Here is a 25,843-nt window from a genome sequence, read left to right as displayed (position 1 = left end):
GATGCTTAAGTCACATTTGGTTGATTTTTTGTTTAAGTAACCCAATAGACGTGTAATGGGCCATGACAGAGTGACTTCACGATCTGAAACCCTACACGATCTGCAATACCAATTTGAGGAGGTTACACCCGAATGTTCAAACGCTTGGATGAAATCCTGATTGAGATTCCCAATGTCGAGAAGCCAGATCCGAATGCTGCGGCAGCTATACAAGAATTACTCGGCGGCAAATTCGGAGAAATGTCAACGTTGAACAACTACCTCTATCAATCGTTTAATTTTCGATCCAAAGAAAAGCTGAAGCCCTTCTATGACCTCGTCATGAGTATTACCGCCGAAGAATTGGGTCATGTTGAGCTCGTGTCTCATGGCATCAATCACTGTCTGCGGGGTTCTACAGAATACAAAGAACCGGACGATACACCGCTGGGTTCGGTCAAAGACGCGCGTCTCTCCTATCACTATCTTGCAGGAGCACAAGGCGCAATGCCTTTCGACTCTATGGGTAATCCATGGACGGGAGCAAACGTCTTCAATAGTGGCAACCTGGTCGAGGATCTGCTGCATAACTTCTTCCTAGAATGTGGCGCCCGTACCCATAAGATGAAAGTATATGAGATGACGGATCACCCCGCAGCCCGGGAAGTGGTTGGTTACCTGCTTGTCCGCGGTGGTGTGCATGTGGTTGCTTATGCAAAGGCGCTTGAGATTGCAACTGGCGTAAATGTGACCAAGCTGGTTCCTATTCCTTCACTGAACAACAAAGCCTTCAACGAGGCTCGCAAATATGAAGAAAAGGGGGTACACACCAAGCTGTACACCTATAGTGATAAAGACTTCAACACGATCGGCCAGATCTGGAAAGGAACTCATCCCGAAGATGGACAACCCCTGGAAGTCATCCAAGGAATACCTGAAGGATTCCCAATTCCAGAAGCTCCTGCGGTCGAGGAAGAGTTCGCACCAGGTATATCGCAAGAAGACTTTAAGGAAATTGCACGTCGTCTGAAGATGGCTGGGAATATTGCGGATTAAGTCGAAGTTGTATTGTAGTTCAAATGGATTAATGGAGTGACTGATTGTTAGTCATTTGGCATGAAAAATAGATAAAAGCCCTCGATCATGCTGCTTTGATTGCAGCATGATCGAGGGCTTATTTTATTGCGTATAGTTTATATATATGATGCTGATGTGTAGAAATAAACATAGCTCATGTCACTTATTAAGCCTATGAGGTCATCAGGATCGGCTCCTCGCGTTGACTCATTACTTCAATTAACATGTTGGCTCCCAGCCGAAATCCTTGGACAAAAGCGGCTTCGCTGTGTATACCATCACATTGGCCACACAAGTCGAACAACTGTTCAAGCTCACGGAATTCGTCCTCGCTCAATCGATTCTTCCACTGTTCAGTCAGAGCCGCAATTTGCCGCCCTAATAATTGGTATTCAGGATGTGTCGGCATCATCGTCTCATCCGGGCGAAGTCGCCCGTTATAAATTGCTTCCAAAATCGAATTCATGTTCATCCTCCTAGAATAGAATGGCATCTACTTGAATGAGCGTTCTGCACATGGTAGGATATTTATGCAGTCGCTCATTCAACAAGTGATTGCGTGATAGGAAGCAGCGGTGTTCTTCGTCGGACTCAAGCTGCTTCCTTTTTTATTTTTGGAGTTCGTCGTAAATCTTCTCAATCCCTTTGCGAACGATGTCTGATCGATTCGTATTCAGCTTCTCAGCCGAAATATCGAGCTTGTTCATAATTTCCTCGTCAACACGTATCTCAATCGTTCTGCTTTTGGGTTTGTCAGATTTAGGCCGCCCCATCTTTTTGGCGGACATTTGCTTCACCTCTTTTTTTGTCCTGACAACAATATATTATTGCCAGGACAAAAAGTCAATGTATTTGTAAAACATACGTTCGTTTTTGTGACAGCAGATTCATAGATAAATGTATAGTCTGTAATCCGTTTGAAAGATAAAAAACAACCTTGAACGGCTAGGCGCTCAAGGTCGTTAGAGTACTATTATTGATTAACCATTAAGATTCAGGAGACACGCAAACAAGTACGAAGAAGAATTTGGTGCTTTAGCATTTTCATCACTACGTATTCAATATATTTATCTCGAAAACCGTTTTCACTTTTCCATTGGCTTTCCATATCTCACCAAGACATGCCAGAGTAATTTCAACTCTTGTAGAACTTCTGTGTAGGTTCCTCTATCGCTCCAATGACTTGGATTTTGTTTCAATTCCATAGCTGCAGAACCAATAATATTTGCATCAATCAAATCACTTTTTGCAATTCTCTTGGCTAGTGAAGGCATCGAAGGACCTCGAAAATCCATTGGAACGTCATCAACTAATAGTGTAAAGCCCATGTGCCAGCGGAGATCAATGGAATACTTTAAACATATCTGCTCTAAGATTCGTCCTGTATGTGTGCCTTTAAATGATGGATCGGCAACAAGCATCTTGACGTCTTCTTTAAGTGAAATGTCACCATGGACCTGAGCTTCGATATAATGGTCCAGATTTCGGTTTGGCTCTTGGTTTGATGGATCTTGGAATGGTTTCTCAAGATTGAAGAGCATATGGTTGATTAACTTTTGAACCGTTAGATTTCTTTCACCAATGGCAAAACCACTATAAAATACATCCCTCATGAGAGCAGCCAAAATGAGGTCAAATTCCTCATACGTTCCCTTTGCCTCGGGGGCTTGATGAGAATCCAAATATGTATACGTGCAACGATGAGAGACCTCAGCGAATAAAATGAAATAACATGATCCAAAACGCGGAGCAGGTCCATCGGGATGTAACATGACATTGAGTGCCCCATACTTGGGACGTTCGCTATTGGTTGAGCCATTTATTTGGTACGCTCCGCCAAACATTTTATTCTCCCAAACGTCACGTTCACCACCTGAAAATGCGGATACACTTCCATTCGATAAGAAAGTCTCAAACTGACTTTTATAAACGCCCTGCTCAAGTAGTGCCTCAGCCACGCTTTTCATATTCGGATCTAATCGATCTGGGTGAAAGTGTAACGCGATACTTGCATGAGATTTTAGTTTAGTGATAGCATCTTCAGATGTCTTCCGCTCGATGTTGGACATACGAAGGATTTCCCTAATGGTTTGCTCCGCCTCATTTTTGCGGCTTCTTGCATAATTGGTTACATGCTCTTGCGCTAATTGCTGAGACCTTGATAGTTCCATGGGCAGAGGAGTCCTTTCCCTTTTTTTATAGAATCATAATGGCGTTTTCCTTGTTTATCATATAGATTACAGACTAATTATAGTTCTGGATTTTCAATCTATTTTTCTAGGGATTAGTTCGTTCTCAGAGAAGTTCCACCAATTGCATTCCTCATAATAAATTGTTTTTGCCCAAAATTCAGGGGACTCATGAAAAATCAGGTCTTCTTCTGATAAAAAATCATTGCCTTCCCAAAAAGAATTAATCCTGAGAAAAACTTCCTTCTCTGAAATATCAAATAATTCAATTAATAGTTGGACAATGTGCAAACAATATATTTCCGAACTCAAATAGGTAGGGAAAAGAAGTTGGTATTTTAGCATTTTTATCACTCCATCTTCAATATTTCAGTCTTTCTTAGAACGCTAATTACGAGTTTCTATGTATCCAAACTCCCATCTCCACTTACCTCTCGTTGGTCTCCTTCATCTTTTCCAAAAGCTCGAAGATAACCTCATGCAACCCCTCTAGTATCTCATCATGTGTAGGAGACTCAAGTATCCTTACCAAATCCGAACGTAACATACTTAGATGAGATACAGGCAATCGATCAATTAATCCAACCAAAATAAAATATTCCCAAGTAGAATCTTGGGTTTGCAATACATCCTTAATATGAGGAACTAAGTCCTCGCCTAGTCTCAATAGTATATCCTCTACCGGCTTAGAGATAGGCCAATTCCCGTCTTGTAACCACTCCATAAGCTCTGGGATGATAACTTTTAATTCGACATCACTGAACTCACTTAACTTACGCACCGCTTCATAATCAAACTTATCGCGGGGAAGACACGCCCTAATATCCATTTAGACTTCCTCATCTCTATGTGCAAAATCATATACTCCCTCTGTTATTCTACTGGCTCTACATCCTCTACTCTGATCTCAATTTCATCTTGATTCTTCGTTGTTGACATCGCGTCTCTTATGCGAATCGCCCACGTTCCTGCATCCTGATAGAATTGTACATCTTCAATCACAGGAACACGTACTTTTTCTCCATCTGGTGAATATAGTCCACCTCGAATTGCGTCCGGCTCACTTAGATGAGCACCATCACCTCTTTCTAAATTTAACGTTCCATGTCAGGTTATTGTTGCAAATATAGCCTTTAGCTCACCCTTAACTTCCTGACGGGCTCAGCACGATCAAACCAAATATTCACTTTTTCATATCCCTTTTGTACACGTACCTTCCCCATACCACCAACGCCGCACACAACAAGATCACACAATAAGCCCATACAAAAAACATGGCAAGCCCCAACCCGATGTTGGCATCCAGGTGCTTATCAAAGATCTCTGTGTATAGCGAAAAACCGAGTGGCACGGCGCCAACAACGAAAAGTCCAATGGACCATCCACCCCCTAGTCGGAAACCGGACCCCGCACGAGTACTGGAAAGTTTGCGAATCCCTTGAGTCAGAAGCCACCAAATCAGAATAAATAATAGACAGGTTATAAGAATTTTCAGCATATCGCTCATCTGCATCTCGTTCGCCTCCTACCTCATATATAATGATGAACATATCAACCAAATTGAAATTCAAGACCTGACTATCATTACCCGTTTCCACATCCATGATCACAGGCAGACAACAACGTTGCACCTCAGACTCACACCCTAATCATGAAAAAGAAAAAAACGCCACCGTCCTGACTCCTTCCAAGTCAAGAACGATGGCGTTACTTCTCATATTTACATTTCATTTTACATTGTTACATCCACATCGAACAGGTTACGCGCCAAACTGCGCATAGTGAAGGCGGCTGTACACCCCACCTGCTGCGAGTAATTCTTCATGACGCCCCTGCTCCGTTATGCCTTGTTCAGCAACGACAATAATGCGGTCTGCATTTTTGATCGTAGCCAATCGGTGGGCGATAACCAGGGTAGTCCGTCCTTCGGACAATTCCGCAAGGGATTGCTGAATCGCTGCTTCCGTTTCTGTATCCAGAGCGGATGTGGCTTCATCCAGAATCAGAATTGGTGGGTTTTTCAGGAACATACGGGCAATAGACAAACGCTGTTTCTGTCCACCGGACAGCTTCACACCGCGTTCACCAATTAACGTATCCAATCCTTCCGGCATTGATTGAATCAAAGGTTCCATCTGTGCACGTCTGGCAGCCATCCAGATTTCTTCTTCGGATGCATCCAGCTTGCCGTAGGCAATGTTCTCCCGAATGCTTCCATCGAAGAGGAACACGTCCTGTTGTACAATTCCGATATGACTACGCAAGGAGTCTAGTGTCATATCCTGTATCTCCTGCCCATCGATCGTGATGCGACCTTCCAGCACATCATAGAACCGTGGTAGCAGACTGCATAGCGTTGTTTTACCTGCCCCCGATGGACCGACAAGCGCTACGGTTTCACCTGCACGCACGTTTAGATCGATACCTTTGAGAACAGGTTCCTGATCCGAATAACCAAAGGTGACTTGCTCATAACGAATGTCCCCACGCAATTGAGATACCGTAACGGCTCCTGGACGATCTTCCACATCCGGTTCCATATCAAGCAGCTCCGTATAACGTTTGAAGCCCGCAATCCCTTTGGGATACGTCTCGATAACCGAGTTGATCTTCTGGATCGGTGTCAGGAACACATTGGACAACATAATAAAGGCAATGAACTGACCGTAGGTCATACTGCCTTGAATGACAAACCATGTTCCGCATACCAGGACAAAGAGAGATACCAACTTCATCAGCATATAACTGACAGAAGAGTTCCAGGCCATGATTTTGTATGCAATTAACTTGGTCTGACGGAAACGGCCGTTGTTCACAGCGAATTGTGCTTTTTCATGCTCTTCATTAGCAAAAGCCTGAACCACACGGATACCTGTGATATTGTTCTCAACGCGAGCGTTGAAGTCCGCAATATCTCCGAACATTCGACTGAATGCCTTGGACATTTTGCTACCAAAGTAGAGCGACAGATAAATAATCAGCGGCACGATAATAAAGGTTAACACCGCCAGATTCCCGTTAATGCTCATCATGATGCTGAATGCACCAATCAGTGTCATCACCGCGATAAATACATCCTCTGGACCATGATGGGCAATCTCGCCGATATCCATCAGATCGTTAGTCATGCGGGACACGAGGTGTCCTGTTTTCGTATTATCGAAGAAACGGAACGATAGCTTCTGCACATGATTAAACAGACTTTTACGCATATCCGTCTCAATGTTAATACCGAGCTTGTGTCCCCAATAGGTAACCACGAAGTTCAGGAATGAATTCAATAAGTAGATGCCCAGCAATGCCAGACACGCCCATAGAATCCAGTCCCAGCGGCCGCCTGGCAGCAGATCATCGACTACCCGGTTGACCGCCAGTGGAAAAGCAAGTTCAAGCAGCGCGACCAGAATCGCACAGCTAAAGTCAAGAATAAAGAGCTTTTTGTAAGGCCTGTAATAGGCAAAAAAACGGCGAAGCATGGACTGAATTCCTCCTTATGCAACCACACAATGATGATTACGTTCTATTTCGTCTTGCTTAAGAGATACAAAAAGTATGGCGCACCAATAATGGCAACCAGGATACCGGCAGGTATCTCTGAAGGTTGCAGTATGACACGGCCCAGCGTATCTGCAACGAGCACGAGCAATGAGCCGACCAGTGCAGATGCAGGTAACAGGAACTGATGTTTTGGACCCACCAGACGACGCGCCAAATGCGGTCCGATCAGACCGACAAAACCAATGCCCCCGCTCACAGATACACATGAGCCGGCAAGCCCTACCGCAGCCGCAAGCAGAATCAGCCGCTCACGCTCAACCGGAGCCCCGAGTCCACTCGCTGTCTGGTCACCCAGATTAAGTACGTTCAATACACGTGCCTTATACAGAACAATCGGTACAAGAACGATTAGAAACGGCAGCAATGCCGTTACAAATTTCCAGTTCGAACCCCAGATGCTGCCTGCCATCCAGGTAGCTACAAACTGATACTTTTCTGGACTAAGCCGCAAGGTAAGCACGATCATGACCGAGCTGATTCCTGCTGCTACCCCGATCCCCGTAAGTAGCATACGAGTAGGCATAATGCCCTCTCCTTTTTTGTAAGAGAGCACATAGATCAGAAATGCAGCAAAACCTGAACCGATCAGGGCCAGAATTGGCAATAGAAATACCGGAGCCGCTGTGGTTGTCGGGAAAAAGGAAACAAACAACATAACGACAAGTCCAGCACCTGCATTAATCCCGAGGATACCCGGATCTGCCAGCGCATTGCGCGATACCCCCTGCAAAATACAACCAGATAACGCAAGTCCGGCACCAACCATCACCGAAATAACGATACGCGGCAGACGGAATTCAAACAGGATCAATTCCTGCTTCGCCGTTCCTCCACCAAACAGGGTTCGCATCACCTCAAGCGGCGAAAGCTTGGTAAAACCTGTGTTCATACTCACCACAAAAGCCGTAATAATTAATAGGGCAAGTACAATGAGGACAATCGTGCTCTTGGCTCTCTTTTTGCGCTCTGCTCCAATTATTGTTGAGGATTCCATCGTTACAGAGTCCTCCTTTCTTTACGCGCCAGATACAGGAAGAATGGTACCCCGATGAGGGCAACCAATGCGCCAATTGGCGTCTCGTACGGCGGGTTAATCATTCGTGCAGCCAGATCCGCAAATACAAGCAACAGACTGCCCATCACAGCGGAACATGGAATAATCCAACGATAATCCACCCCAACTATTTTTCGCGTAAGGTGGGGAATAATGAGTCCAACAAAACCAACCGCACCTACAACGGACACAGCTGTACCCGCGAGGATCAGTACAACAATCAGGCCCACGAGCTTGATAAGCCCGGTACGTTGCCCTAAGCCAACGGCAATATCTTCTCCGAGGCTAAGCAGAGTTATGGAACGGGAGATGAGAAGACCTGCAATCAGTGCAGCGAGTACCCACGGGAACATGACCTCAAGTTGAGACCACTTCGTTCCGGCTACACCACCGGCTGTCCAGAAAGCCAGATCTTGTCCAATTCTGAAATACAATGCAATCCCTTCACTGAGTGCCGACAACATCGCTGAGACAGCCGCACCTGCAAGCACAAGGCGTAGTGGTGTAAGACCCGATTTGGAAGCTGCACCAAAACCATACACTAACAGGACTCCAAGCCCTGCTCCAATGAATGAGTACATAATGATGTACATAAACGGCAAGCCCGGGAAAAAGGCAAAACAGATCGCAAGCGCAAATCCAGCGCCCGCATTCAGCCCAAGCAGACCCGAATCGGCCAGCGGGTTACGAGTCATACCTTGCATGATCGCACCAGCTACAGCGAAGCATGCACCTACCATCGCCCCGCCAAGAATACGCGGCAACCGGATCTCCCATATGATCTGATGCGGAGTCAATTCAGGATTGAAATCAAAGATAGCCTTCCAGACGACACTAAGCTTAATATCAGCAGCGCCAAATGAAATGGACAACGCCATACCCAGAGCGAGTAGCAAAACTCCCCCTGTAAGAATAAGTGTGGCTGCCCACGGACGAGTATGTATCTTCGCTGTGGGTGATTCCGGATTATGGTTTGCTGGTGAAGCTTGTGAACTCATACGCGCCCACCCTCGTTATGAGTGGAGTCGATCAAACCTATGTACATAACAATCACCTCTCTATAAATACCGAACTTTAATGATATTGATTCTCATTCCCATAGACCATTGTAAGTGAATCCACGGGCTCTGGCAATGGACAAATAGGACATGTTTATTGCATATATGAAGATTCGCACACAATTTCACACGCAAAAAGGCTGCGCAGGAGCCAAAAAGCTCGAACACAGCCTTATCATTGCATATGTAGAACATGTAAAATACAGACTCGTTTAACGGGCATGTACCGTAAGTAAGGATGCCAGGACATCCGGAACATCGGTAATGATCCCTTGCACACCCATGTCAATCATGGCCTGCATCTCGGCAGGATCATTCACCGTAAATGGATAGGTAACAACGCCATGTGCCAATGCAGCAGCAACATCTTCTTGTGTGACCGCCAGCTTGTAGGGATGAAGGCCGGAAGCTTCGAGTTTGGCGGCATAATCATAGGGACGGTACAACTTTTCCATATATAGAAGTGCTGTACGAATCTCCGGGGCAAGACGTTTACATCTCACGAGCGAAGCATGATTGAAGCTCGACAGCACGACCTGTTGCTCCAAATTCCAGTCCCGGATCGCCTGTATAACCTTCTCTTCCATCCCTTTATAACTCACAATACCATTTTTCAATTCCAGATTAAGCAGTGTTCCTTTCCCCTGTACGAGCTTGAATAACTCCTCCAGAGAAGGAATACGTTCCCCGGTAAAATCAGCATGGAACCAGGACCCCGCATCCCGTGTGCGCAATTGATCGTAAGTCGTATCTTTAACCCAACCTTCTGCGCCGCCAGTTCGGCTTAACGTCTCATCATGAATCAGTACCAGTCTGCCATCACTCGTCATCTGCACATCGGTCTCAATGCCTGTGGCTCCAAGCTCCAGACTTCGTTCAAAAGCGCTCATCGTATTCTCCGGGCATACGGCAGATGCACCGCGATGGGCAATAATCTCCATGTTCCTCATTCCAGCGCCTCCTGTGTTCAAGCTTCACTCTATGATCCTCACTATAAACACCGTTTGTTAGACCTGTATTAACAGTGCGTATAATGGGTTGCCTGTTCCGCTGATACTAGCGACCGGGTTCAACATCTAACGGGCTGGGGATTCACTCATTTTTGCGAACTCAATCTGAAAATCGACATAACATAGTATGAACGATGGAAGCACTGAACTCCGTTATAAGGAGGTTGACTATTGAATCCCTCAAAGAAAAAATCGATACCTACGCGTCCTCACACATCCCAGTTACAGTCGGCTTCCAGGCTTTCCAGATCATCTGTCCATATCAAAAACAAATCCGGCAAAACGGCTAATCAGCGTTCTCTTAACTCCAGTTCACCCAACACACTGGATCAGCTGGCTATTGTTGCAGCAATACTCTCCTTAATTGCAGCCGCCATCGGGCTATATATCGCCTGGAAATCGTTAAGTAATCCGAATCAAACCGCTGTTGTGGTGTAAGCTGCTTGTTGCGCAGCTAATGGCTCAGGAGGCTCTCTCCTGCTTCTGACCTTATTCAGGGGCAGGTTTTTGCTTTTTCAATTACTTAATGAATGCTGGAAACGTCAAAAAACCGTTCCCCTGAAACGCCGGCATATACCAGCGTCTCTTTGGAAAGGTCATTTTTTATTCGGGCGCTGCCTCTGCAGCTTGATCCCCGTCCCGGGATACTGACCGAATTACAGAATGAATGTGCGAGAGATGATAACCAACAGAATGAACAACACCAGAATTGCGCCTGTCGATGTCCATGCTCCACCACTAAAACCTCCGCCGTATCCGTAACCTGTGCCTTTGAGTTCGCTCATGAGTGACACTCCCCTCTTCATCGAAGTACACTATAGACTATGTCCAAAAGCGTAACTTGCTTGGGCAGATCTAAAATTCTCCCGAGGAACGAGTGGGTTCAGGCCCGTCTTCTTATGCACTCATTTCCCGTTGAGTTGTGACCACTTCTGAGTCAACTCTGCAGGAATATAGGATGACATTTGTTTGATCAGTTCAGCCGGATCAGCTTCCAGACTCCACAGACTGAGATGGGAGGTGTTGGAGAATCCTTCCTGTACGCTATGTTCTACCATCTTCATCAGCGGTCCATAATATCCGTTGACATTCAATAAGCCAACAGGCTTACGATGAATACCGATCTGTGCCCAGCACAGTACCTCGAATAGTTCTTCAAATGTACCCATACCTCCGGGAAGTGCAATGAATCCATCGGATAATTCAGCCATCGTAGCCTTCCGTTCATGCATGGTTCCCACTTCAATCAGTTGTGTGAGCCCTCCGTGAACAACCTCGCCCCGGAACAATCCGGTAGGCATAACCCCGATTACCTCTCCCCCTTGCTCAAGAGCAGCATCGGCTACTGCACCCATCAAGCCCATGCAAGAACCACCATAGACCAGTGCATAACCACTATCGGCAATCTGTTTGCCCAGTTGAACAGCCTTCTCTGTATAATCGGGGTGATTTCCCGGATTGGAGCCTGCAAAAACAGCTATACGTTTCATTGGGTTTCACTCCTTCTCGTGATCTTTTAGATTGAACTAAAGAATATTTACACTTGCCACTTCGATGACAGAACAACCTTCCGATCGCTGTTATCCCCAGATTTTTTGATTCAATTTTACAAAGGTGAAAATCTGTTGATAAAGGCGAACGCTCCGCTTCTTCAGGTTATTTCTGCCCTCTACGTTCTCGTGTAAATGTTTAGTTCAATATATCTATTTTAATAATATATAACATGAATGTTATGGGTATGTACAACAGGTTAACAGAACCATTGGACAAAAAAACACCCGACCGTTTGCAGCCGGCCGGGCTCCCATATCAATACACATCAATTTAGAAGGGGTTGTTATTACCTAATATACAGACCAAACATTAAATCCGTATGATTTTTGCATGAAATGAATATTAAATCTTCGTATATCTAACGTATCCCACGGCGTGAACGTACGACAAACATATGCTTGTCTTTACGAAGAACCCGACCATCTGCAAGTTCAACCTGATCCTCGTCATGACGCAGAATCGTCGTGGATAACGCTACAATTTTGGCCCGGCGCCAGATCATAACCTGTGACTTGAAATAGATCGCATTTTCGAACTGAATCGCCTTTTTCATCACATATCCAACCTTGTGCACTTCAGAACGTGCTTTCTTTAAGGGAAGACTCTCTTCGGGAAGAGGTCTGATCATTGCGATATTGTCAAACGATACCTTAATCCGTTTCGGTCCGATTCGTACACATTCCGCTTCTTCATCCCACTCGACCAGCGTTCCCTTTAATGGCTCCCGTATGCCTGTTGCACGATATACCGCTACTTTTCGCCCTATCCAATGTCGCAATGTTCTCACCTCCATCTGTCTAGTTTTCAGGTATCTTCCAATCGATCGGTTCAATACCTTTGGAGGTCAAGAAGTCATTGGCTTTGGAAAAGGGACGACTGCCGAGGAATCCACGATGCGCAGCCAGCGGACTGGGATGTGTAGACTCCAGTACCAGGTGTTTGTCCCTGTTAATAAATGCACCTTTCTTCTGGGCATGGCTCCCCCACAGCATATATACCATCGGCTCCGAACGTTCATTCAGCGCACGGATGACAGCATCCGTAAACGTCTGCCAGCCCAATGCCTGATGGGAGTTCGGCTGACCCTCACGGACCGTCAGAACGGCATTTAATAGCAGGACTCCCTGCTGCGCCCAATGAACCAGAGATCCATGATTCGGAATCGGCAGGTCCAGATCGGCATGAAGTTCCTTATAGATATTTTTCAGAGAAGGAGGTACACGCACCCCCGGTCTAACCGAAAAGCTTAATCCATGAGCCTGACCCGCTCCGTGATAAGGGTCCTGACCAATAATAACAGCCTTAACCTGATGATATGGCGTCAGCTTCAGTGCGGAGAACAGGTCTTCTTTGGGCGGAAAGACCGTCTGCGTTTTGTACTCGGCGGCGAGAGTGTAACGAATCTTGTTAAAATATTCAGCTTCCGTCTCTTCCTGAAGCACCTTATCCCAATCGTTTCCAAACATATGTATAGGCTCCTTTCCCCTGGTGAATGCAGTTTCGTGCAGCCCAACTACTGGGCTCTTCCTTCTGAGAGCCGCATGTCATGCAACTCATAGACTATCCACCATTTTAACATAACCGGGGACAGCAGACCAGAATTGCGCATCAGGGTATAAGTTCACCTAGAAATACACCTTGTTCTTGCTGCATTCCGTACACTCATCACAAAAAGCCACCTCGCTGTTGCGTGATGACTTGATGAATTTAGACTTGAACGGGTACCTCTTCGACTTCTTTTACAAGCACACTGCTAATTCTCCGCAACCCTTCCTGAAGGACAGAACGGGGACAAGCCAGATTCAACCGAATGCAACCCTCACCATTGGCTACAAACATATGACCATCTTCGAGCAATACACCCGCTTGCTCAGCGAAGAATAAAGGTAAACTTACATTATGGGGAGCATATGCCGAAATATCGATCCAGGCCAGATATGTGGCTTCCGGGATGTGAAAGACGGCCAGTGGCAGATGCTGCTTCAAATACTGTTCTACGCAGGCGAAATTGGCGTCTAAATAACCTTTTAATTGTTTCAGCCATTCATCACCTGTTTCGTAAGCCGCTTGAGTGGCAGCGATGCTCAGTGGGTTTTTGAAACCATAATGGCGTGCCTGCCAGATGTCTCGAAGTTCCTTATTCGGAATGATGACATTGGAGAACATCAGACCAGCCATATTGAATGTTTTGCTCGGAGACATGCATGTAATGATTCGATCCGTATCCGGAAACAGCTTCGCGAGTGGCGTATGTTTCTTGCCAGTCCGCAGCAGATCACAGTGAATTTCATCCGAAATGACCCATACATTGTTCCTCAGGCAGATTTCACCCACACGTTGCAGCTCCTCCGTTGTCCAGACACGTCCAGATGGATTATGCGGGTTACAGAAAATACATACCCTTACCTTTTCGTCCTTGGCCTTGGCTTCAAAATCCTCAAAATCAATAGAGTAACGCCCCTGCTCGTTGATCATATCCGAACACACCAGTTCAAGATTGTTATGCTCCGCAGCTGACTTGAAGAAACCATAAGACGGGGTCACGATCAGTACTTTCTCATCCGATTGACAGATATATTCCACCAATTCATATAAAGCGGGAATGATCCCGTTCGAAGTCTCCAAATGCTCCTTCGGGAAGGACCAGTCATAGTATCTTTTCATCCAATTCGAAACAGCTTCGTAATATGAAGGATCGAACACTTGAGAGTAACCCATGATTCTACGGTCCAGACGCTGCTTGACTGCATCCAGAATCTCGGGAGGTGTGGCGAACTCCATATCTGCAATCCACATGCGAATGAATTCTTCATCTTTGAATGGAAAAGTCATATCTTCTGTGGCGTTAAAAATATATTGACGGAAACCATCCGTATTCATGGCATTTGTTCCTGTGCGGTCAATAATCTCATCAAAGTTATATTTCATAGCTTCTGCTCCTCTGTCTGCTCAACTTTTCATTGTCGGTTCGTGTCGTATGATATCTATTATTCCATGACGTAGAAATTGCATCAAATGCAATACAATCTATTCTGACGAAACAAATGAAGTTTATTGTTTCTCCAGAATAGGTATTTCGACGAAAAAGTGATATATTTCTCATATAACATCATTTTCATGAATGACTTTCATCATTTTCACGTACTCTCAAGAAACATTGGCATAAGGAGAACCGGTTATGAACAATATCAATCAGGAAGTTGGCAAGAAAATACGAAACTTTCGGAAGTGGCGGGGACTGACCATTCAACAGCTTGCGGATCAGATTTTCAAGAGCAAAGGCACCCTATCCAAATATGAGAGCGGAGATATTACACTTGATCTGGTCACGTTACATCATATTGCGAACGCGCTCAACATTCAGGTGGAGCAACTCTTGTACCAAGAACCAAGACATGCTTCTCCCCTGATGAATGCGGTCCCGTCCAGTTTCTTCAAGAACTCCACACGTTTCTATTCTTACTTCTATGATGGGCGGAACAACAGTCTCATTCGTTGTGTCATTGACATGATGGCTCAGTCGGATGCCAACCGTTATCGCACCGTGATGTATATGAATGTGAAGGACTTTGAGAACTACCAAGAGTGCGAGAATATGTATTGGGGCCACACCGAGCATTATGATACACTCACCACGCTGATTTTGAAAAATCAGGCCACGCCGCTGGAGAATCTATATATTAATATTCTGGCGTCTTTTCAGGAATCGGAGAAAAAATGGGGACTGATGGCTGGTGTCTCCTTCAGACCTTTCATGCCTATCGCCCTCAAAATGTTATTCTCCAGAACCCCGCTGCCCGAGAATCAGGAGTTATATAATGAATTGAAAATCTCAAAGGAAGATCTGCGGACCCTGAAAATATACAACATGCTCGCTGTCACTTGAATAACGCAGCGCGTCACACATTCTCATATCATATGGATGGAGACAGTCCCTCCCCATTAGAAAAGGCACTTCTATAAGCTGTTGAAACCAGCTCATAAAAGTGCCTTTCGCTTTGCTACCTATTCGATCGGAGATAAGTGAGACTAACGCTTAGTTTTTAATTAAATCCAGCGTCTCGTCAAACATTTGCTTCTGTTCCTCTATCTTGTTCTCATTACCGATCACACAGCGCTGCTGCTGTTCAAGTATGGCCGATAAGAGCTCAGCAAAACCGATAATGTCGCTTTCCTTCGTGCTTAACACTTCGTCACGTTCCTGTTGCAGATCCGCTTCAGTCACATTCGACAGATAACACTCGAGAGAGAATGCCCCTTCGCCATAAGGCGTTCTCGGCGTATCGAGATCCTGAATCGCACCAATGATATAACGTGTCATTTCCCGCTCGTCTGCCCGGAAATCTTTCAAATATTGCGGTATCTCTTCATATACTTTGTACGTTTTATCCAGGTTCGGATCACGATACGATGCAACGTAGCTATCTCCGTTCCGTCTGAAGCCTGACATACAGCCATAAGCCCCGCCTTTGGCGCGGATATTGGTCCACAAGTAATCCAGAGACAGGATTCCCTGCAAGACCCGTAGTGAACCGGTGTATTGATATCCTTTGTCGATATAATTGCCCGTTTGCACCACGTACTGCACCTCTGAAGGGGAACGGAATCCTTCCTTATGAGTAGCCGGTGTGAACATAAATTCTTCCTTGGCAACCTCATGTGTAAACAGCTTCGCTTTCAGGTCGGATACCTTTTGCTCCAGTCCTTCATACCCCTGTTCATCGGCCGTATAACTAACAAGCAAGTTCTCTGGTCTGAAAATATACCCTGTCAACTCTTGCAGGCTGGAAGATAACTCTTCTTTTCTAGCCTCAAAGTTCTCCTGAAGATCCTCTAACCACTGGTAAAAGGCGATACCACTTACAGCTTCCCTGAAATCGGCAACTGCTGATTGTTTGGACGAAGACCGGCCAATTCCCGCAGAATGTCCGCTATTGATCAGATTACGTTGCAGGTTACCTTTCATCTGAGAGATGATCTCATACAATCGCTTCGAATTATCGAATTGGGACGTGAACACGATTTCTTTGATCATATCAAAGGCAAATCCAAGCTTGTCATACAACACTTTTGCGTTGAACTCATAGGTAGCCTTGAATTCATTGTGCTTATGCGCGTTAGCATAAGATCCAATCCCGCTATGAATACCGCCTGAATGGATGTGGATTTCATTGGACAATTCATTAAACGAGTAGTTTTGAGTATCCACGTAACCCAGTACATTCTTGAGCAATCCTGCATACGGCAGGAGATGACGTGGCACTTCTTTAATATCAAACAGCAGTCTCAGATAACCAATTCCGTTGGTGTACAGGTTATGATGGAGAATGGTTGTGCCGTCGACCTGGTTCACCGTTTGATGCAACGTAGAGGCCTTTGGTTCAATATCTTCAATCGATAACGTCGGAATGACCTGCTGTTGCTCTTTGGTTGAAGGTGTATTCTGATACTCGGCGAGTGCCTCCGTTTTCTGAATCAACGTCTGAACTTCTTCCTCACTAAGACCAGCCTGAATAGTTTTCAGACGTTCTTTCAACGCTTCTTCCTTGCGTGAGTTCAGCCCCTTATCCGGGGTAAGCGCCACAAAAGAAGTATGTGTGTTTTGCAAAATATATTTCTCAATCAGTTGCTCGAAGTAACCTTCGTTCATTTTTGTCCGCAGTTCAGCAAATACGTCATTGGCTTCCAAATGAGTAAAAGGTGCTTCTTCATCGTACAACCAGCTTTGCAGGGAGGAGAATCCGTAAATCAGGCCTTTCGGCATTCTGCCATAGTCCGCTTCTCTATGATTGAACTCATAAGAGTTAATTCCAGCAAGCAGCGCCTTTGGATCAAAGCCTTCTTTTACCACACGCTCAAGCACTTCTTTGACCGTTCCCAAGAAATCCTCTTTGCTCGCCAGATTACTCTTCTTCAGTCCAACCGTGAACACAGGCTGATACAGACTGTCATCATAGGAACCGTAGACGTCCTTCGCAATTCCTTTATCCAGCAAAGCCTGTTTCAATACCGCTCCCGGAGCGTTCAGAAGGGCGTATAACAGAATTTGGAACGAAATGTTCAGTTCCTTGTCCAGACTTGTGCCGATCACCGCATTATAGGTCAAGAAGCTGTTATCCACTTCCGATTCCGTACTTCCCGCAGAGTATGTCTTAACTGTGTCTACCCGTTCTGCAAAAGCAGGTTGAAGTTGAATGGCCGAATCAATCTCGATTCGATCATATGCACTCAGGTAGTTTTCATCCAGCCATTGCAGCTTCTCTTCCATATCCATATCCCCGTACAGATAGATGTAACTGTTGGAAGGATGATAGTATCTCGTGTGGAAATCCAGCAGCCCCTGATAAGTTAGATCCAGGATAGCTTCCGGGAATCCACCAGACTCGGAGGAGTATGTGGTATCCGGGAAAAGAGAGTTCAACACTTCTCTGCGCACCATTCGTTCTGGTGAAGAAAAGGCCCCTTTCATCTCGTTATATACAACTCCGTTGTAGGTTAACTCATCGTCAGCAGAGGTCAGGTTGTAGTTCCAGCCCTCTTGTAGAAATATCTTTTCATTCTCATAAATATTTGTATTCAATACCGCATCCAGGTAAATATCCATCAGGTTATGGAAGTCATGATCATTACGACTCGCGATCGGATAGATCGTCTTATCGGGATACGTCATGGCGTTAAGGAATGTATTCAATGAACCTTTCAGCAACTCAACAAAAGAATCCTTGGCCGGAAATTTCTTGGACCCACATAGCACGGAGTGTTCGAGAATATGGGCTACCCCTGTATCATCTTCCGGAGGTGTGCGGAAACCGATACTGAATACTTTGTTGTCGTCCTGATTGGACAAAAGTACAATTTTGGCTCCGGATTTCTGGTGTTCAAGCAGATACGCATCCGATTTCAGTTCTTCGATTCTGCGCTCCTGTAACACCTTGTATGGCTTAAGCTGTTTCAACATAAACTTGAGTCCTCCGTCCATAAGATTGTTTTATTGGTTTTGTGACTATATCGTTCAGCAAGGTAAAGGTAATTAATGCCTATGGATAGTATACACCATCGTTGTATGTCTTCATAACTCGCCCAACTGAGGCCTCTTCTAGTGCCTAATTCTGAAATTAGACTTCCTTCCAAGAGATTGAACATTTGATCTCTAACCGCCTTAGGTTTCTCTATCTAACTCATGAAAAAAGACCCTCCGATAAAGCGATAAAGGAGAAGGTCTCATTGAACTTTACACTAGTTAACTCAAAATTTGCTTTACACTAAACTTATATTAACAGTTCGTTATATATAAACTATTATTTGGTTTTCCCTCTTTAATAAAAGGGCTTGGTTTTGAATCCGATTTAATCTAAATCTTCACCGTTGCTTTGGATAACTTTTTGATACCAATAAAATGATTTTTTCTTACTACGTTTCAGAGTACCCTTACCTTCATCGTCACGATCAACGTAAATAAATCCATAACGCTTGCTCATTTCGCCCTTGGTCGCACTCACCAGATCGATACTTCCCCAAGTCGTATACCCCATCAACTCAACGCCATCTTCCAGGACTGCCGCTTTAAATGCCTTAATATGCTCACGCAAATATTCGATTCGATAATCATCTTCCACATAGCCATTTTCATCAGGCGTATCCACTGCACCAAGCCCGTTTTCCACAATGAATAATGGTTTCTGATAGCGGTCATATAAAATACTCAGCGCTGACCTCAATCCCAAGGGATCAATCTGCCATCCCCATTCGGAAGATTTCAAATAAGGATTTTTAATAGATTTAAATATATTCCCAGCCGTTTCATGAGCAACAGATGGATCGGTAGCAACAACTCGGGAAGAGTAGTAGGAAAATGAAATAAAATCAACTGTATGTTGTCTTAACAGCTCTTGGTCTCCCTGTTCCATAACAATATGAATATGTTCTCGTTCGAATTTTTTCAATGCATAACTCGGATAGGCTCCCCGGGATTGAATGTCAATGAACATATAATTTTCCCGATCCTTTTCGACTGCCTTTGCATAGTCCTCCGGACGACAAGAATACGGATAGTTATTTCCTCCTGCCAGCATACAGCCAATCCTGTTCTCCGGATCAACTTCATGCGCTATTTTGGTTGCAATTGCACTGGCTATTAATTGATGATGCATGGCTTGATATTTAACCTGTTCTTCATTTTCATCTGCTTCAAAACATAAGCCCGCGCCCAAAAACGGTGCATGCAATATCATATTCACTTCATTAAAGGTCAACCAATATTTTACCATCCCTTTGTAATGATTAAATACGGTACGACAATAGTTCTCAAAAAAACCAATCATTTTACGATTACGCCATGACCCGTATTGTTGAATAAGAGTGACGGGTACATCAAAATGCGCTAACGTTACCAGTGGCTCAATATTGTACTTTCGTAACTCCCGAAATATATTTTCATAAAAGGTTAAACCTTCATCGTTCGGCTGCTCATCATCCCCATTGGGAAAAATTCTAGTCCAAGATATCGACATACGATACGTTTTGAAGCCCATTTCAGCGAATAATTTGATGTCAGCCATATACTGATGATACATATCAATAGCTTCATGAGCCGGATAAAAGTGCTGATCATCCAGTTCAATCATTTTTATTTTCCCGGTCATTACTCCTGCCCGATCTTTGCCTATAGGCAATAAATCAACATTGGCTAAACCGCGGTTTCCTAGATTATATCCGCCTTCACTTTGATTTGCCGCGTTTGCGCCCCCCCACAGAAAGTTAGGACCTAACCCCATTCCAGATCACCTCATATTATTTTTTCACACCCATTACAAGAACATCACTTTCGAAATCATGCATATCTATAACTGTCGTTTTCTCTTGAACAGTGATGACAGCGGCCGCAAATCTGCGGTGTTCAAGGTCGATAATCGTAAACTCGTATTCACCAAGGTCCGCGTCCAACCTCAGCACTGTATTAACAGGCATATAAATGGCGACCTTGGACATGCTGGCGGTTGCCGCTGCCCGAATCTCTTCCGTGTTCTTAAGCACAATGTTCCACGGCTGCAAATCAGTCAGCCCGTACATTTGGAATAGCCATTTAGCAAATCCATAATCCCACGCCCCCTCAAACTTGAGGGAGGCCTGCCAATCATAAGGGCTGTCAAACCCTTCTCCTGTAACTCCGAATCGCTTGCCTTTTTTGTGCCAGCTCCAGATTCCATGCGCCCCGTAGGCTACACCAGCGGCCGCTCCGGATAAGAGACTTTGCCAGGCAGCCTTGCGCACATCGACACGACTGAACCGGCCGTAATTCTGACGGCTGTACCCCATCATTTCGTAGCAAGGCTCCGAGTTTAACACTGGTCGTGTTACCGGCTTGCTGCTGAATTCGATAGCTAAGGTGTAGGCCGTAGGCTGAAACTGGGAATTGTGGCCGGACTGGTACATATAGAAATCCAAATCACCATCGTTTATGAATTCGGCTGGCACTTCCGCAAGTCGTCCTTGAATATGCAAGGTGGTCAAGCACTCCGGGCTATACTTTTTCACAGCATGAAGTGCGGTCCGGTAGTATGCATTCGCCCGTTCAGACGGAAAGTCGGTATCCCCGCTCACGATATAGATTGGATAGTATTTGGAGAAGCGGTCCGCTGCATAACGCACGTACGGCTCCACAGCATCCAGTGGCATCTTCTTATCTTCACGGATTCTGGACGCCCAGGTATCGGGAATATAATTGCACCAGAGCAGGACAAGCGCTGGTACAAACCCTTTGTCCACCGCTCTTTCCACCATTTGCTCTGCTCTTTTGAAATACTCTTCATTGAGCGAATAAAAATCATAAGTACCATCATCTTCACACCGGGCAAAAGGCTCCTGGTTCAAGTCACTGCCACTGGCATCCCACTGCCGTAGCAGATTAATTTGCAAGACATTAAATCCCTGGCTTTTCCTGTAGTCCAGATAATAGTTCCATTCCTCCATCGAGATATTGGTAAATGCACTCCAAACTGTATCGGCCAGATAGAAAAACGGAGCCCCCCCGCTGATGAAATGACGTTTATTCTCCGCTATCTCAAGCTTGATCATACAACCTCTCCTCTCTCGCGAGTCATAACAGAAAACGGCGTTGTAAACGCCGTTTTACGAGTTTAATGCGCACTTATGAGGTAACTGCACCGGCATTGATTCCGGCTGTCCCTTCTTGTTTCGAATTCTCCAGTGCTTCAGATTCCCTCTCCAGCGCTTGTCTGTCGAGTATTCTGAAGAATGGATAATAGATCAGCATACAAACGGGAATGAGCACAAGCTGTGCAGCAGCAAGCCTCCAACTGCCCTCAATGAATCCCAAAGCAAATATCGGCGTTCCGAATGCAGGATATATTCCGATAGGTGCCGGCAGCAAGCCGATGGTGGTTGCAAAATAACCCAGCACTGCGCAAACGATAGGTGAAGCGATAAACGGAACCGCCAAAAGCGGATTTAGAACGACCGGTATGCCGAAGATCAGGGGCTCATGTATCGAGAAGAACGTCCCCGGCAGGCCAAGTTTCCCAATCGTACGCAGTTGCTTGCTCTTGGCGAGAAAGACCAGCAACAGTGCGAATCCGAGCATGGGTGCATAATTGGCATAGATGTACCAGAACGCCAGTCCAATAATATTTGGCAACGGGGCACCGGCCTGAAATGCCTCAAGGTTCGCAAGATCCAGACTCATCCAGATGGGCTTAACGATAGCCAAAGTGACAATGGCTCCATGAATCCCGAACATCCAGAGTGCCTGCATGATGATCAGCGCAATAATCAGGGCCCCCAGTGATCCGCCCAGCCCTTCCAGCGGCACTTGCAGATAGGTATATATAAATTGATGGACTGTAACAAAAGAGGTTTGCATGAACAATCCGGATATGACAACGAAAAGAACGGCGACCAATATGGCTGGAATAAGGCCCGAAAAGGTTTTGACGACCGTAGGTGGAACTCCCTCCGGCATTTTAATGGTCCAGTTGCGGTCAACAATCCATATATACAATCTCGCGGCGATCAAACCTACAAACATGGCTACAAACAATCCCTGAGCGCCGAGCCATTGCAGCGGCAATGCCCGGACTTTGTCGAAAGTCTCTACCGGCGTAAGGATTAGGAAGGAGAGCAGCGCAGTCGCTGCGGGAACCAACGGGTCCTTGTCGAAGGACTGCGCCAGTCTGTAAGCAATGAAGAATACGGCATAGAGGGCGATAATCCCCGTAGTCATGGTTGATGCCAAACCAATAATTCCCTTTACCGGCGCAATAAAGTTCTGATAAGGCTCCCAGGCAAGTGCGGAAAACAGCGTTGAGAACGCCCCGACAATCAGAAAAGGAAGTGTCGACATCAGCCCATTCGAAATAGCGCTCATATAGCGATTTTGCTGAATTTTACCTGCGAATCTTTGCAGCTTGTGGGATAGCTTTTGTTCATTTGCCATATCCGTTCATCTCCTGCTTTAGAATTTCATCGATAAACACCATTTAGAGAACGCTTCCATTTGATGAAAAAATGATTACAGGTTTAGAGCATCGGCAAGCACTTTCTCACCATTCATCATGCCATAATCCATTCGGTTGATTACGCTTACTTTTATGCCTTTAGGTTCATATTTGCTTTTAAAATCACCTTCCAGATAGCCAACCTGTGGCCCAATCAGCAGCACATCCGTCTTGTCTGCGTACTCCTTGAAAGAACTCTCGGAGGTGGCTCTGATCTCCACCTCAATATTTTGGACTTGGGCTGCCTTCTGCATTTTCTGTACCAGCATACTTGTTGACATTCCTGCTGCGCATACCAGAGTAATTTGTTTCATTCTTAGTCCTCCCTAGTTGTAGTGTTATGTCCAACCGCCACTTCATAGCGGTTCAATCTGTCATATAGCTCCACAATATGCCCCGCCAAATCCTTCGTCGTAATGGCTGACATCAAATGATCCTGTGCATGTACCATCAACAGTGTCACTTCATGCGTGGCTCCTCCCGCTTCCTGCTGGATCAACCGTGTTTGCGATTTATGCGCACCCACCAGTTCCTTCTTGCATTCCTCCAGACATGCAGCCGCCTGCTCCGAATGGCCTTTCTGGGCAAGGGCAATGGCTTCCATAGCCTTGCTCTTGGCGAACCCTGCATTGGTTATAATCCCCATAATAATTTCCTGATACTCATCCATTGCATCCACCTCTTACATTCCATTTCTTTGTCTTACAAGATCAGTGTATACGATTACAACTCACATCTAAACGCAATCCTTTTCCACTACAAGCGGAAAAACTTATATCCGTACGTACTTAACGCCAACAGCAGAATGCCATACCCTATTTCCCGGAAAATGAATAAGACTCCATACCGCCGTCTGGCCGAAAATCCGGTCAAACGCCATACAGAGCCTTGGACAATCAATACAGTTTATGTCTGACAATAATTTGGGCAAACTCCCCATACGTTTTGCATTCCAGCATTTGCTGAATAATCTCGGAATCGTCGACCAGCCCCATCAGATGTTGATACATTCTCACCTGAGGCTCTTCGCCACTCTTGTCAATACTCAGGAGACAGACAAATTGTACCGGCCGGCCCGACCAGTCAATCGGAGACTCAAGTGTACATATCGCCCATACCGTGCGGTTGCTTTGCGGAATGATTGGATGAGGAATGGCCACCAAATTCCCATAGGCTGTCGGCGCAGCATTTTCTCGCTCCAGAACCAGACCGATGAAGCCTTCGGAAGAGCGGATCAACCCGAGTTCAGACATTTTGTTCCCGTAAAAGTAATGATCTCTTCCTTCGAGGTAAAGCGCTGTCTCAGAAACACAAGTTCTTCCATAATGTAGCGGAAGGAATACGCCTTCTCCCCATTAATCAAATCCTCAATGTTATGCATATCCCCACCGCCCAGGAGGGTCTGCACAACAATCACAGGAACAGACAAAGGCTTTGGGATAGGGACTGTACTTAACACAAAATCAATGTTATGCAAAGGAATCTGATGCAGATTGTAAAGCTCGGTCGTTCCCACAACCTCCAGTCTCTCGCCGAACTTGCTCCTTAGCTTGTAATATAGCAGACGCGCACTGCCTACACCCGAGGTACATACGACCAAGCAACGTTTGGGCCTGGTATCCATCTGCTGTCTTTCCATGGCCGCTCCGACATGAATAGCCAGGTAGCCCATTTCCGTCTCGGGAATCAACAGATTGAGTTTACTCTCAATCAATTTGGCTCCGATGACCCCTGCCTCAAAAGCCAAGGGATAGTTGCTCTTCACATGCTCCAGCATCGGATTGCGGATACTCATCCCGTATCTGACACGGTTCAGCGCAGGCTTCAAATGGAGGCAAATACCCAATAATAGCTCTTGATCCCTGCTGATCCTCAGGTTAAGGTCCCTGTCAATTCGAGCAAGAATTTCCTTCCCCAGCTCATAAATCCCGCGGTCCAGCATCTTCTCGGGACTGCCTTGTTCCATCTCTTCCCCGTTTACCTCCGCAAACCACTTGTTTCCAGCCAGATGCATGGCTATATAGGCAACCTCATCTTCGGGAAAAGATAAGTCCAGTTCTCGTTCAATCAACGCGACAATCTGCTCGGCAGCCTGAAATTCCTCAGCGGCCCGGAATTCTTCCTTCTCATCCAAGAGCAACGCGACCCGGTTACCGTCACGAATTCGCTTACAGGCGATCGCAATATGAATAGTCAGATTGCTGAAGGCAACATCTGACAGGCTCACGCCAAGCTTCTGAATCTGTTCCAGAATGATGCTGCGTATGAGCGTCATCTCGCGGGGAGAGACAATACGCTGTGCATCCTGTATTCCGGTGCGTTCTTCATCCGAGCGGTTCACAACGAATTCAGATATGCACAAACGCAGCCGGACTTCATCCCCCCTCAGCCTAATGCCATAGTTGGGGCGTTTGTCTACGCCAAGCCCGTAGGCAAGCAATGTCTGCTTAACCCCCTTGAAATCGTTCTGAACCGTGGACTTGCTGACATATAGCTCATCTGCCAACTCTTCAAGCTTCAAATACACTCCGGCAAGCAGGAGGCGTCTGATTAAGTAAAGCTGCCGGTATTCAGGTGATCCCGAATCTTCCGGTTCATTGTTCATATACAATTGCTGCAAAAGCATACGAAAGCTGCTGTCGTCTGTAATCTTCAGTTCATACCCTCTTGAGCGAACAGGTTGAACCGATGCTCCATGCTTGGCCAGGAACTCATCCAGCTCTCTGATGTCACTGCGTACGGTGCGTGAAGTAACCTGAATCAATTTTGCCAGATGCTCGCTCTTGACAGGGATGTCCGCAGCAAGCAGATGCTGTAAAATCGAAACCATGCGTGAATTCATTCAAGCTCC

Annotated in this window: 25 protein-coding genes; 3 read left to right on the top strand and 22 right to left on the bottom strand. The window is 45.7% G+C overall.

The genetic code is table 11. From position 1 onward, the window contains the following. Positions 1–132 precede the first annotated feature (132 nt). Positions 133–1,035, top strand: a complete 903-nt coding sequence (locus D829_RS0103150) for a manganese catalase family protein (protein ID WP_017687384.1) — start codon at positions 133–135, stop codon at positions 1,033–1,035. 193 nt (positions 1,036–1,228) lie between these two features. Here D829_RS0103150 and D829_RS0103145 read toward each other — a convergent pair whose 3' ends face one another. The 9 genes from D829_RS0103145 to D829_RS0103095 form a co-directional block, all read right to left on the bottom strand. Continuing rightward, on the bottom strand, positions 1,229–1,522 hold the full coding sequence (locus D829_RS0103145) for a DUF6809 family protein (protein ID WP_017687383.1): 294 nt from the start codon (positions 1,520–1,522) through the stop codon (positions 1,229–1,231). Between the two features lie 142 nt (positions 1,523–1,664). Then, the gene (locus D829_RS0103140) at positions 1,665–1,844 is read right to left on the bottom strand and encodes a ribbon-helix-helix domain-containing protein (RefSeq protein ID WP_017687382.1); all 180 of its coding nucleotides are present in this window, start codon (positions 1,842–1,844) and stop codon (positions 1,665–1,667) included. 297 nt (positions 1,845–2,141) lie between these two features. Next, positions 2,142–3,227 carry a DUF3626 domain-containing protein gene (locus D829_RS0103135; RefSeq protein WP_017687381.1) on the bottom strand — a complete coding sequence of 362 codons (1,086 nt, stop codon included), beginning with the start codon at positions 3,225–3,227 and terminating at the stop codon, positions 2,142–2,144. 445 nt (positions 3,228–3,672) lie between these two features. Further along, a complete protein-coding gene (locus D829_RS0103125; RefSeq protein WP_017687379.1) occupies positions 3,673–4,074 on the bottom strand; it encodes a DUF5071 domain-containing protein in 402 nt (133 codons plus the stop codon). Positions 4,075–4,428: 354 nt separating this feature from the next. Then, positions 4,429–4,758: a hypothetical protein gene (locus D829_RS0103115; RefSeq protein WP_017687377.1), complete on the bottom strand. Its 330-nt coding sequence runs from the start codon at positions 4,756–4,758 to the stop codon at positions 4,429–4,431. Positions 4,759–5,005: 247 nt separating this feature from the next. Further along, complete coding sequence (locus D829_RS0103110; protein ID WP_017687376.1) at positions 5,006–6,721, bottom strand: ABC transporter ATP-binding protein; 1,716 nt, start codon at positions 6,719–6,721, stop codon at positions 5,006–5,008. A gap of 44 nt (positions 6,722–6,765) precedes the next feature. Continuing rightward, the gene (locus tag D829_RS0103105) at positions 6,766–7,797 is read right to left on the bottom strand and encodes an iron ABC transporter permease (RefSeq protein ID WP_017687375.1); all 1,032 of its coding nucleotides are present in this window, start codon (positions 7,795–7,797) and stop codon (positions 6,766–6,768) included. A gap of 2 nt (positions 7,798–7,799) precedes the next feature. Then, entirely contained in the window at positions 7,800–8,855 is a 1,056-nt protein-coding gene (locus D829_RS0103100) for an iron ABC transporter permease (RefSeq protein ID WP_017687374.1), read from the bottom strand. 272 nt (positions 8,856–9,127) lie between these two features. Continuing rightward, positions 9,128–9,865: a glycerophosphodiester phosphodiesterase gene (locus D829_RS0103095; protein ID WP_017687373.1), complete on the bottom strand. Its 738-nt coding sequence runs from the start codon at positions 9,863–9,865 to the stop codon at positions 9,128–9,130. 231 nt (positions 9,866–10,096) lie between these two features. Between D829_RS0103095 and D829_RS0103090 the strand changes: the two genes are divergently transcribed. After that, complete coding sequence (locus tag D829_RS0103090; protein WP_017687372.1) at positions 10,097–10,363, top strand: hypothetical protein; 267 nt, start codon at positions 10,097–10,099, stop codon at positions 10,361–10,363. 218 nt (positions 10,364–10,581) lie between these two features. On the opposite strand, the gene D829_RS33615 is transcribed toward D829_RS0103090, so the two are convergent. The 5 genes from D829_RS33615 to D829_RS0103065 all read right to left on the bottom strand — a co-directional run bounded on the left by D829_RS33615 (position 10,582) and on the right by D829_RS0103065 (position 14,407). Then, a complete protein-coding gene (locus tag D829_RS33615) occupies positions 10,582–10,710 on the bottom strand; it encodes a hypothetical protein (protein WP_017687371.1) in 129 nt (42 codons plus the stop codon). Positions 10,711–10,830: 120 nt separating this feature from the next. Continuing rightward, positions 10,831–11,415: a TIGR00730 family Rossman fold protein gene (locus D829_RS0103080; RefSeq protein WP_017687370.1), complete on the bottom strand. Its 585-nt coding sequence runs from the start codon at positions 11,413–11,415 to the stop codon at positions 10,831–10,833. A 422-nt stretch (positions 11,416–11,837) separates the two neighbouring features. Beyond that, on the bottom strand, positions 11,838–12,257 hold the full coding sequence (locus tag D829_RS0103075) for a hypothetical protein (RefSeq protein ID WP_017687369.1): 420 nt from the start codon (positions 12,255–12,257) through the stop codon (positions 11,838–11,840). Positions 12,258–12,276: 19 nt separating this feature from the next. After that, complete coding sequence (gene ung / locus D829_RS0103070; protein WP_017687368.1) at positions 12,277–12,945, bottom strand: uracil-DNA glycosylase; 669 nt, start codon at positions 12,943–12,945, stop codon at positions 12,277–12,279. A 241-nt stretch (positions 12,946–13,186) separates the two neighbouring features. After that, positions 13,187–14,407, bottom strand: a complete 1,221-nt coding sequence (locus D829_RS0103065) for a MalY/PatB family protein (RefSeq protein WP_017687367.1) — start codon at positions 14,405–14,407, stop codon at positions 13,187–13,189. Between the two features lie 250 nt (positions 14,408–14,657). On the opposite strand from D829_RS0103065, the gene D829_RS0103060 reads away from it, so the two are divergent. After that, positions 14,658–15,365 carry a helix-turn-helix transcriptional regulator gene (locus tag D829_RS0103060; RefSeq protein WP_017687366.1) on the top strand — a complete coding sequence of 236 codons (708 nt, stop codon included), beginning with the start codon at positions 14,658–14,660 and terminating at the stop codon, positions 15,363–15,365. 150 nt (positions 15,366–15,515) lie between these two features. Here D829_RS0103060 and D829_RS0103055 read toward each other — a convergent pair whose 3' ends face one another. The 8 genes from D829_RS0103055 to D829_RS30290 form a co-directional block, all read right to left on the bottom strand. Beyond that, the gene (locus D829_RS0103055; RefSeq protein WP_017687365.1) at positions 15,516–18,437 is read right to left on the bottom strand and encodes an insulinase family protein; all 2,922 of its coding nucleotides are present in this window, start codon (positions 18,435–18,437) and stop codon (positions 15,516–15,518) included. Positions 18,438–18,825: 388 nt separating this feature from the next. Beyond that, complete coding sequence (locus D829_RS0103050; RefSeq protein WP_017687364.1) at positions 18,826–20,253, bottom strand: 6-phospho-beta-glucosidase; 1,428 nt, start codon at positions 20,251–20,253, stop codon at positions 18,826–18,828. A 16-nt stretch (positions 20,254–20,269) separates the two neighbouring features. Continuing rightward, the gene (locus tag D829_RS0103045; protein ID WP_017687363.1) at positions 20,270–21,553 is read right to left on the bottom strand and encodes a DUF4038 domain-containing protein; all 1,284 of its coding nucleotides are present in this window, start codon (positions 21,551–21,553) and stop codon (positions 20,270–20,272) included. 73 nt (positions 21,554–21,626) lie between these two features. After that, positions 21,627–22,931: a PTS transporter subunit EIIC gene (locus D829_RS0103040; RefSeq protein WP_017687362.1), complete on the bottom strand. Its 1,305-nt coding sequence runs from the start codon at positions 22,929–22,931 to the stop codon at positions 21,627–21,629. 75 nt (positions 22,932–23,006) lie between these two features. After that, on the bottom strand, positions 23,007–23,306 hold the full coding sequence (locus D829_RS0103035; protein WP_017687361.1) for a PTS sugar transporter subunit IIB: 300 nt from the start codon (positions 23,304–23,306) through the stop codon (positions 23,007–23,009). A gap of 2 nt (positions 23,307–23,308) precedes the next feature. Further along, on the bottom strand, positions 23,309–23,662 hold the full coding sequence (locus tag D829_RS0103030) for a PTS lactose/cellobiose transporter subunit IIA (protein ID WP_017687360.1): 354 nt from the start codon (positions 23,660–23,662) through the stop codon (positions 23,309–23,311). 226 nt (positions 23,663–23,888) lie between these two features. After that, entirely contained in the window at positions 23,889–24,245 is a 357-nt protein-coding gene (locus tag D829_RS33965; protein WP_241230730.1) for a PTS sugar transporter subunit IIA, read from the bottom strand. Then, entirely contained in the window at positions 24,227–25,834 is a 1,608-nt protein-coding gene (locus D829_RS30290; RefSeq protein ID WP_241230729.1) for a transcription antiterminator, read from the bottom strand. The genes D829_RS33965 and D829_RS30290 overlap by 19 nt, the downstream gene beginning before the upstream one ends. Positions 25,835–25,843: the final 9 nt, after the last annotated feature.

It is taken from the genome of Paenibacillus sp. PAMC 26794 (genome assembly GCF_000316035.1).
Lineage (GTDB): Bacteria > Bacillota > Bacilli > Paenibacillales > Paenibacillaceae > Paenibacillus.
The sequence above is the reverse complement of the archived record's forward strand: the minus strand, read 5'-3'. Positions and strand labels throughout refer to the sequence as shown.

What these genes read in the sequence shown, in the direction of transcription:
- D829_RS0103145 (WP_017687383.1), bottom strand. Translation starts at nt 1,522, where the DNA reads ATGAATTCGATTTTGGAAGCAATTTATAACGGGCGACTTCGCCCGGAT.
- D829_RS0103065 (WP_017687367.1), bottom strand. Translation starts at nt 14,407, where the DNA reads ATGAAATATAACTTTGATGAGATTATTGACCGCACAGGAACAAATGCC.
- D829_RS0103080 (WP_017687370.1), bottom strand. Translation starts at nt 11,415, where the DNA reads ATGAAACGTATAGCTGTTTTTGCAGGCTCCAATCCGGGAAATCACCCC.
- D829_RS0103040 (WP_017687362.1), bottom strand. Translation starts at nt 22,931, where the DNA reads ATGGCAAATGAACAAAAGCTATCCCACAAGCTGCAAAGATTCGCAGGT.
- ung (WP_017687368.1), bottom strand. Translation starts at nt 12,945, where the DNA reads ATGTTTGGAAACGATTGGGATAAGGTGCTTCAGGAAGAGACGGAAGCT.
- D829_RS33965 (WP_241230730.1), bottom strand. Translation starts at nt 24,245, where the DNA reads ATGTCTGAACTCGGGTTGATCCGCTCTTCCGAAGGCTTCATCGGTCTG.
- D829_RS0103055 (WP_017687365.1), bottom strand. Translation starts at nt 18,437, where the DNA reads ATGTTGAAACAGCTTAAGCCATACAAGGTGTTACAGGAGCGCAGAATC.
- D829_RS0103060 (WP_017687366.1), top strand. Translation starts at nt 14,658, where the DNA reads ATGAACAATATCAATCAGGAAGTTGGCAAGAAAATACGAAACTTTCGG.
- D829_RS0103150 (WP_017687384.1), top strand. Translation starts at nt 133, where the DNA reads ATGTTCAAACGCTTGGATGAAATCCTGATTGAGATTCCCAATGTCGAG.
- D829_RS30290 (WP_241230729.1), bottom strand. Translation starts at nt 25,834, where the DNA reads ATGAATTCACGCATGGTTTCGATTTTACAGCATCTGCTTGCTGCGGAC.
- D829_RS0103030 (WP_017687360.1), bottom strand. Translation starts at nt 23,662, where the DNA reads ATGGATGAGTATCAGGAAATTATTATGGGGATTATAACCAATGCAGGG.
- D829_RS0103110 (WP_017687376.1), bottom strand. Translation starts at nt 6,721, where the DNA reads ATGCTTCGCCGTTTTTTTGCCTATTACAGGCCTTACAAAAAGCTCTTT.
- D829_RS0103140 (WP_017687382.1), bottom strand. Translation starts at nt 1,844, where the DNA reads ATGTCCGCCAAAAAGATGGGGCGGCCTAAATCTGACAAACCCAAAAGC.
- D829_RS0103100 (WP_017687374.1), bottom strand. Translation starts at nt 8,855, where the DNA reads ATGAGTTCACAAGCTTCACCAGCAAACCATAATCCGGAATCACCCACA.
- D829_RS0103105 (WP_017687375.1), bottom strand. Translation starts at nt 7,797, where the DNA reads ATGGAATCCTCAACAATAATTGGAGCAGAGCGCAAAAAGAGAGCCAAG.
- D829_RS0103135 (WP_017687381.1), bottom strand. Translation starts at nt 3,227, where the DNA reads ATGGAACTATCAAGGTCTCAGCAATTAGCGCAAGAGCATGTAACCAAT.
- D829_RS0103050 (WP_017687364.1), bottom strand. Translation starts at nt 20,253, where the DNA reads ATGGGGTTAGGTCCTAACTTTCTGTGGGGGGGCGCAAACGCGGCAAAT.
- D829_RS0103045 (WP_017687363.1), bottom strand. Translation starts at nt 21,553, where the DNA reads ATGATCAAGCTTGAGATAGCGGAGAATAAACGTCATTTCATCAGCGGG.
- D829_RS0103095 (WP_017687373.1), bottom strand. Translation starts at nt 9,865, where the DNA reads ATGAGGAACATGGAGATTATTGCCCATCGCGGTGCATCTGCCGTATGC.
- D829_RS0103125 (WP_017687379.1), bottom strand. Translation starts at nt 4,074, where the DNA reads ATGGATATTAGGGCGTGTCTTCCCCGCGATAAGTTTGATTATGAAGCG.
- D829_RS0103035 (WP_017687361.1), bottom strand. Translation starts at nt 23,306, where the DNA reads ATGAAACAAATTACTCTGGTATGCGCAGCAGGAATGTCAACAAGTATG.
- D829_RS33615 (WP_017687371.1), bottom strand. Translation starts at nt 10,710, where the DNA reads ATGAGCGAACTCAAAGGCACAGGTTACGGATACGGCGGAGGTTTTAGT.
- D829_RS0103115 (WP_017687377.1), bottom strand. Translation starts at nt 4,758, where the DNA reads ATGCAGATGAGCGATATGCTGAAAATTCTTATAACCTGTCTATTATTT.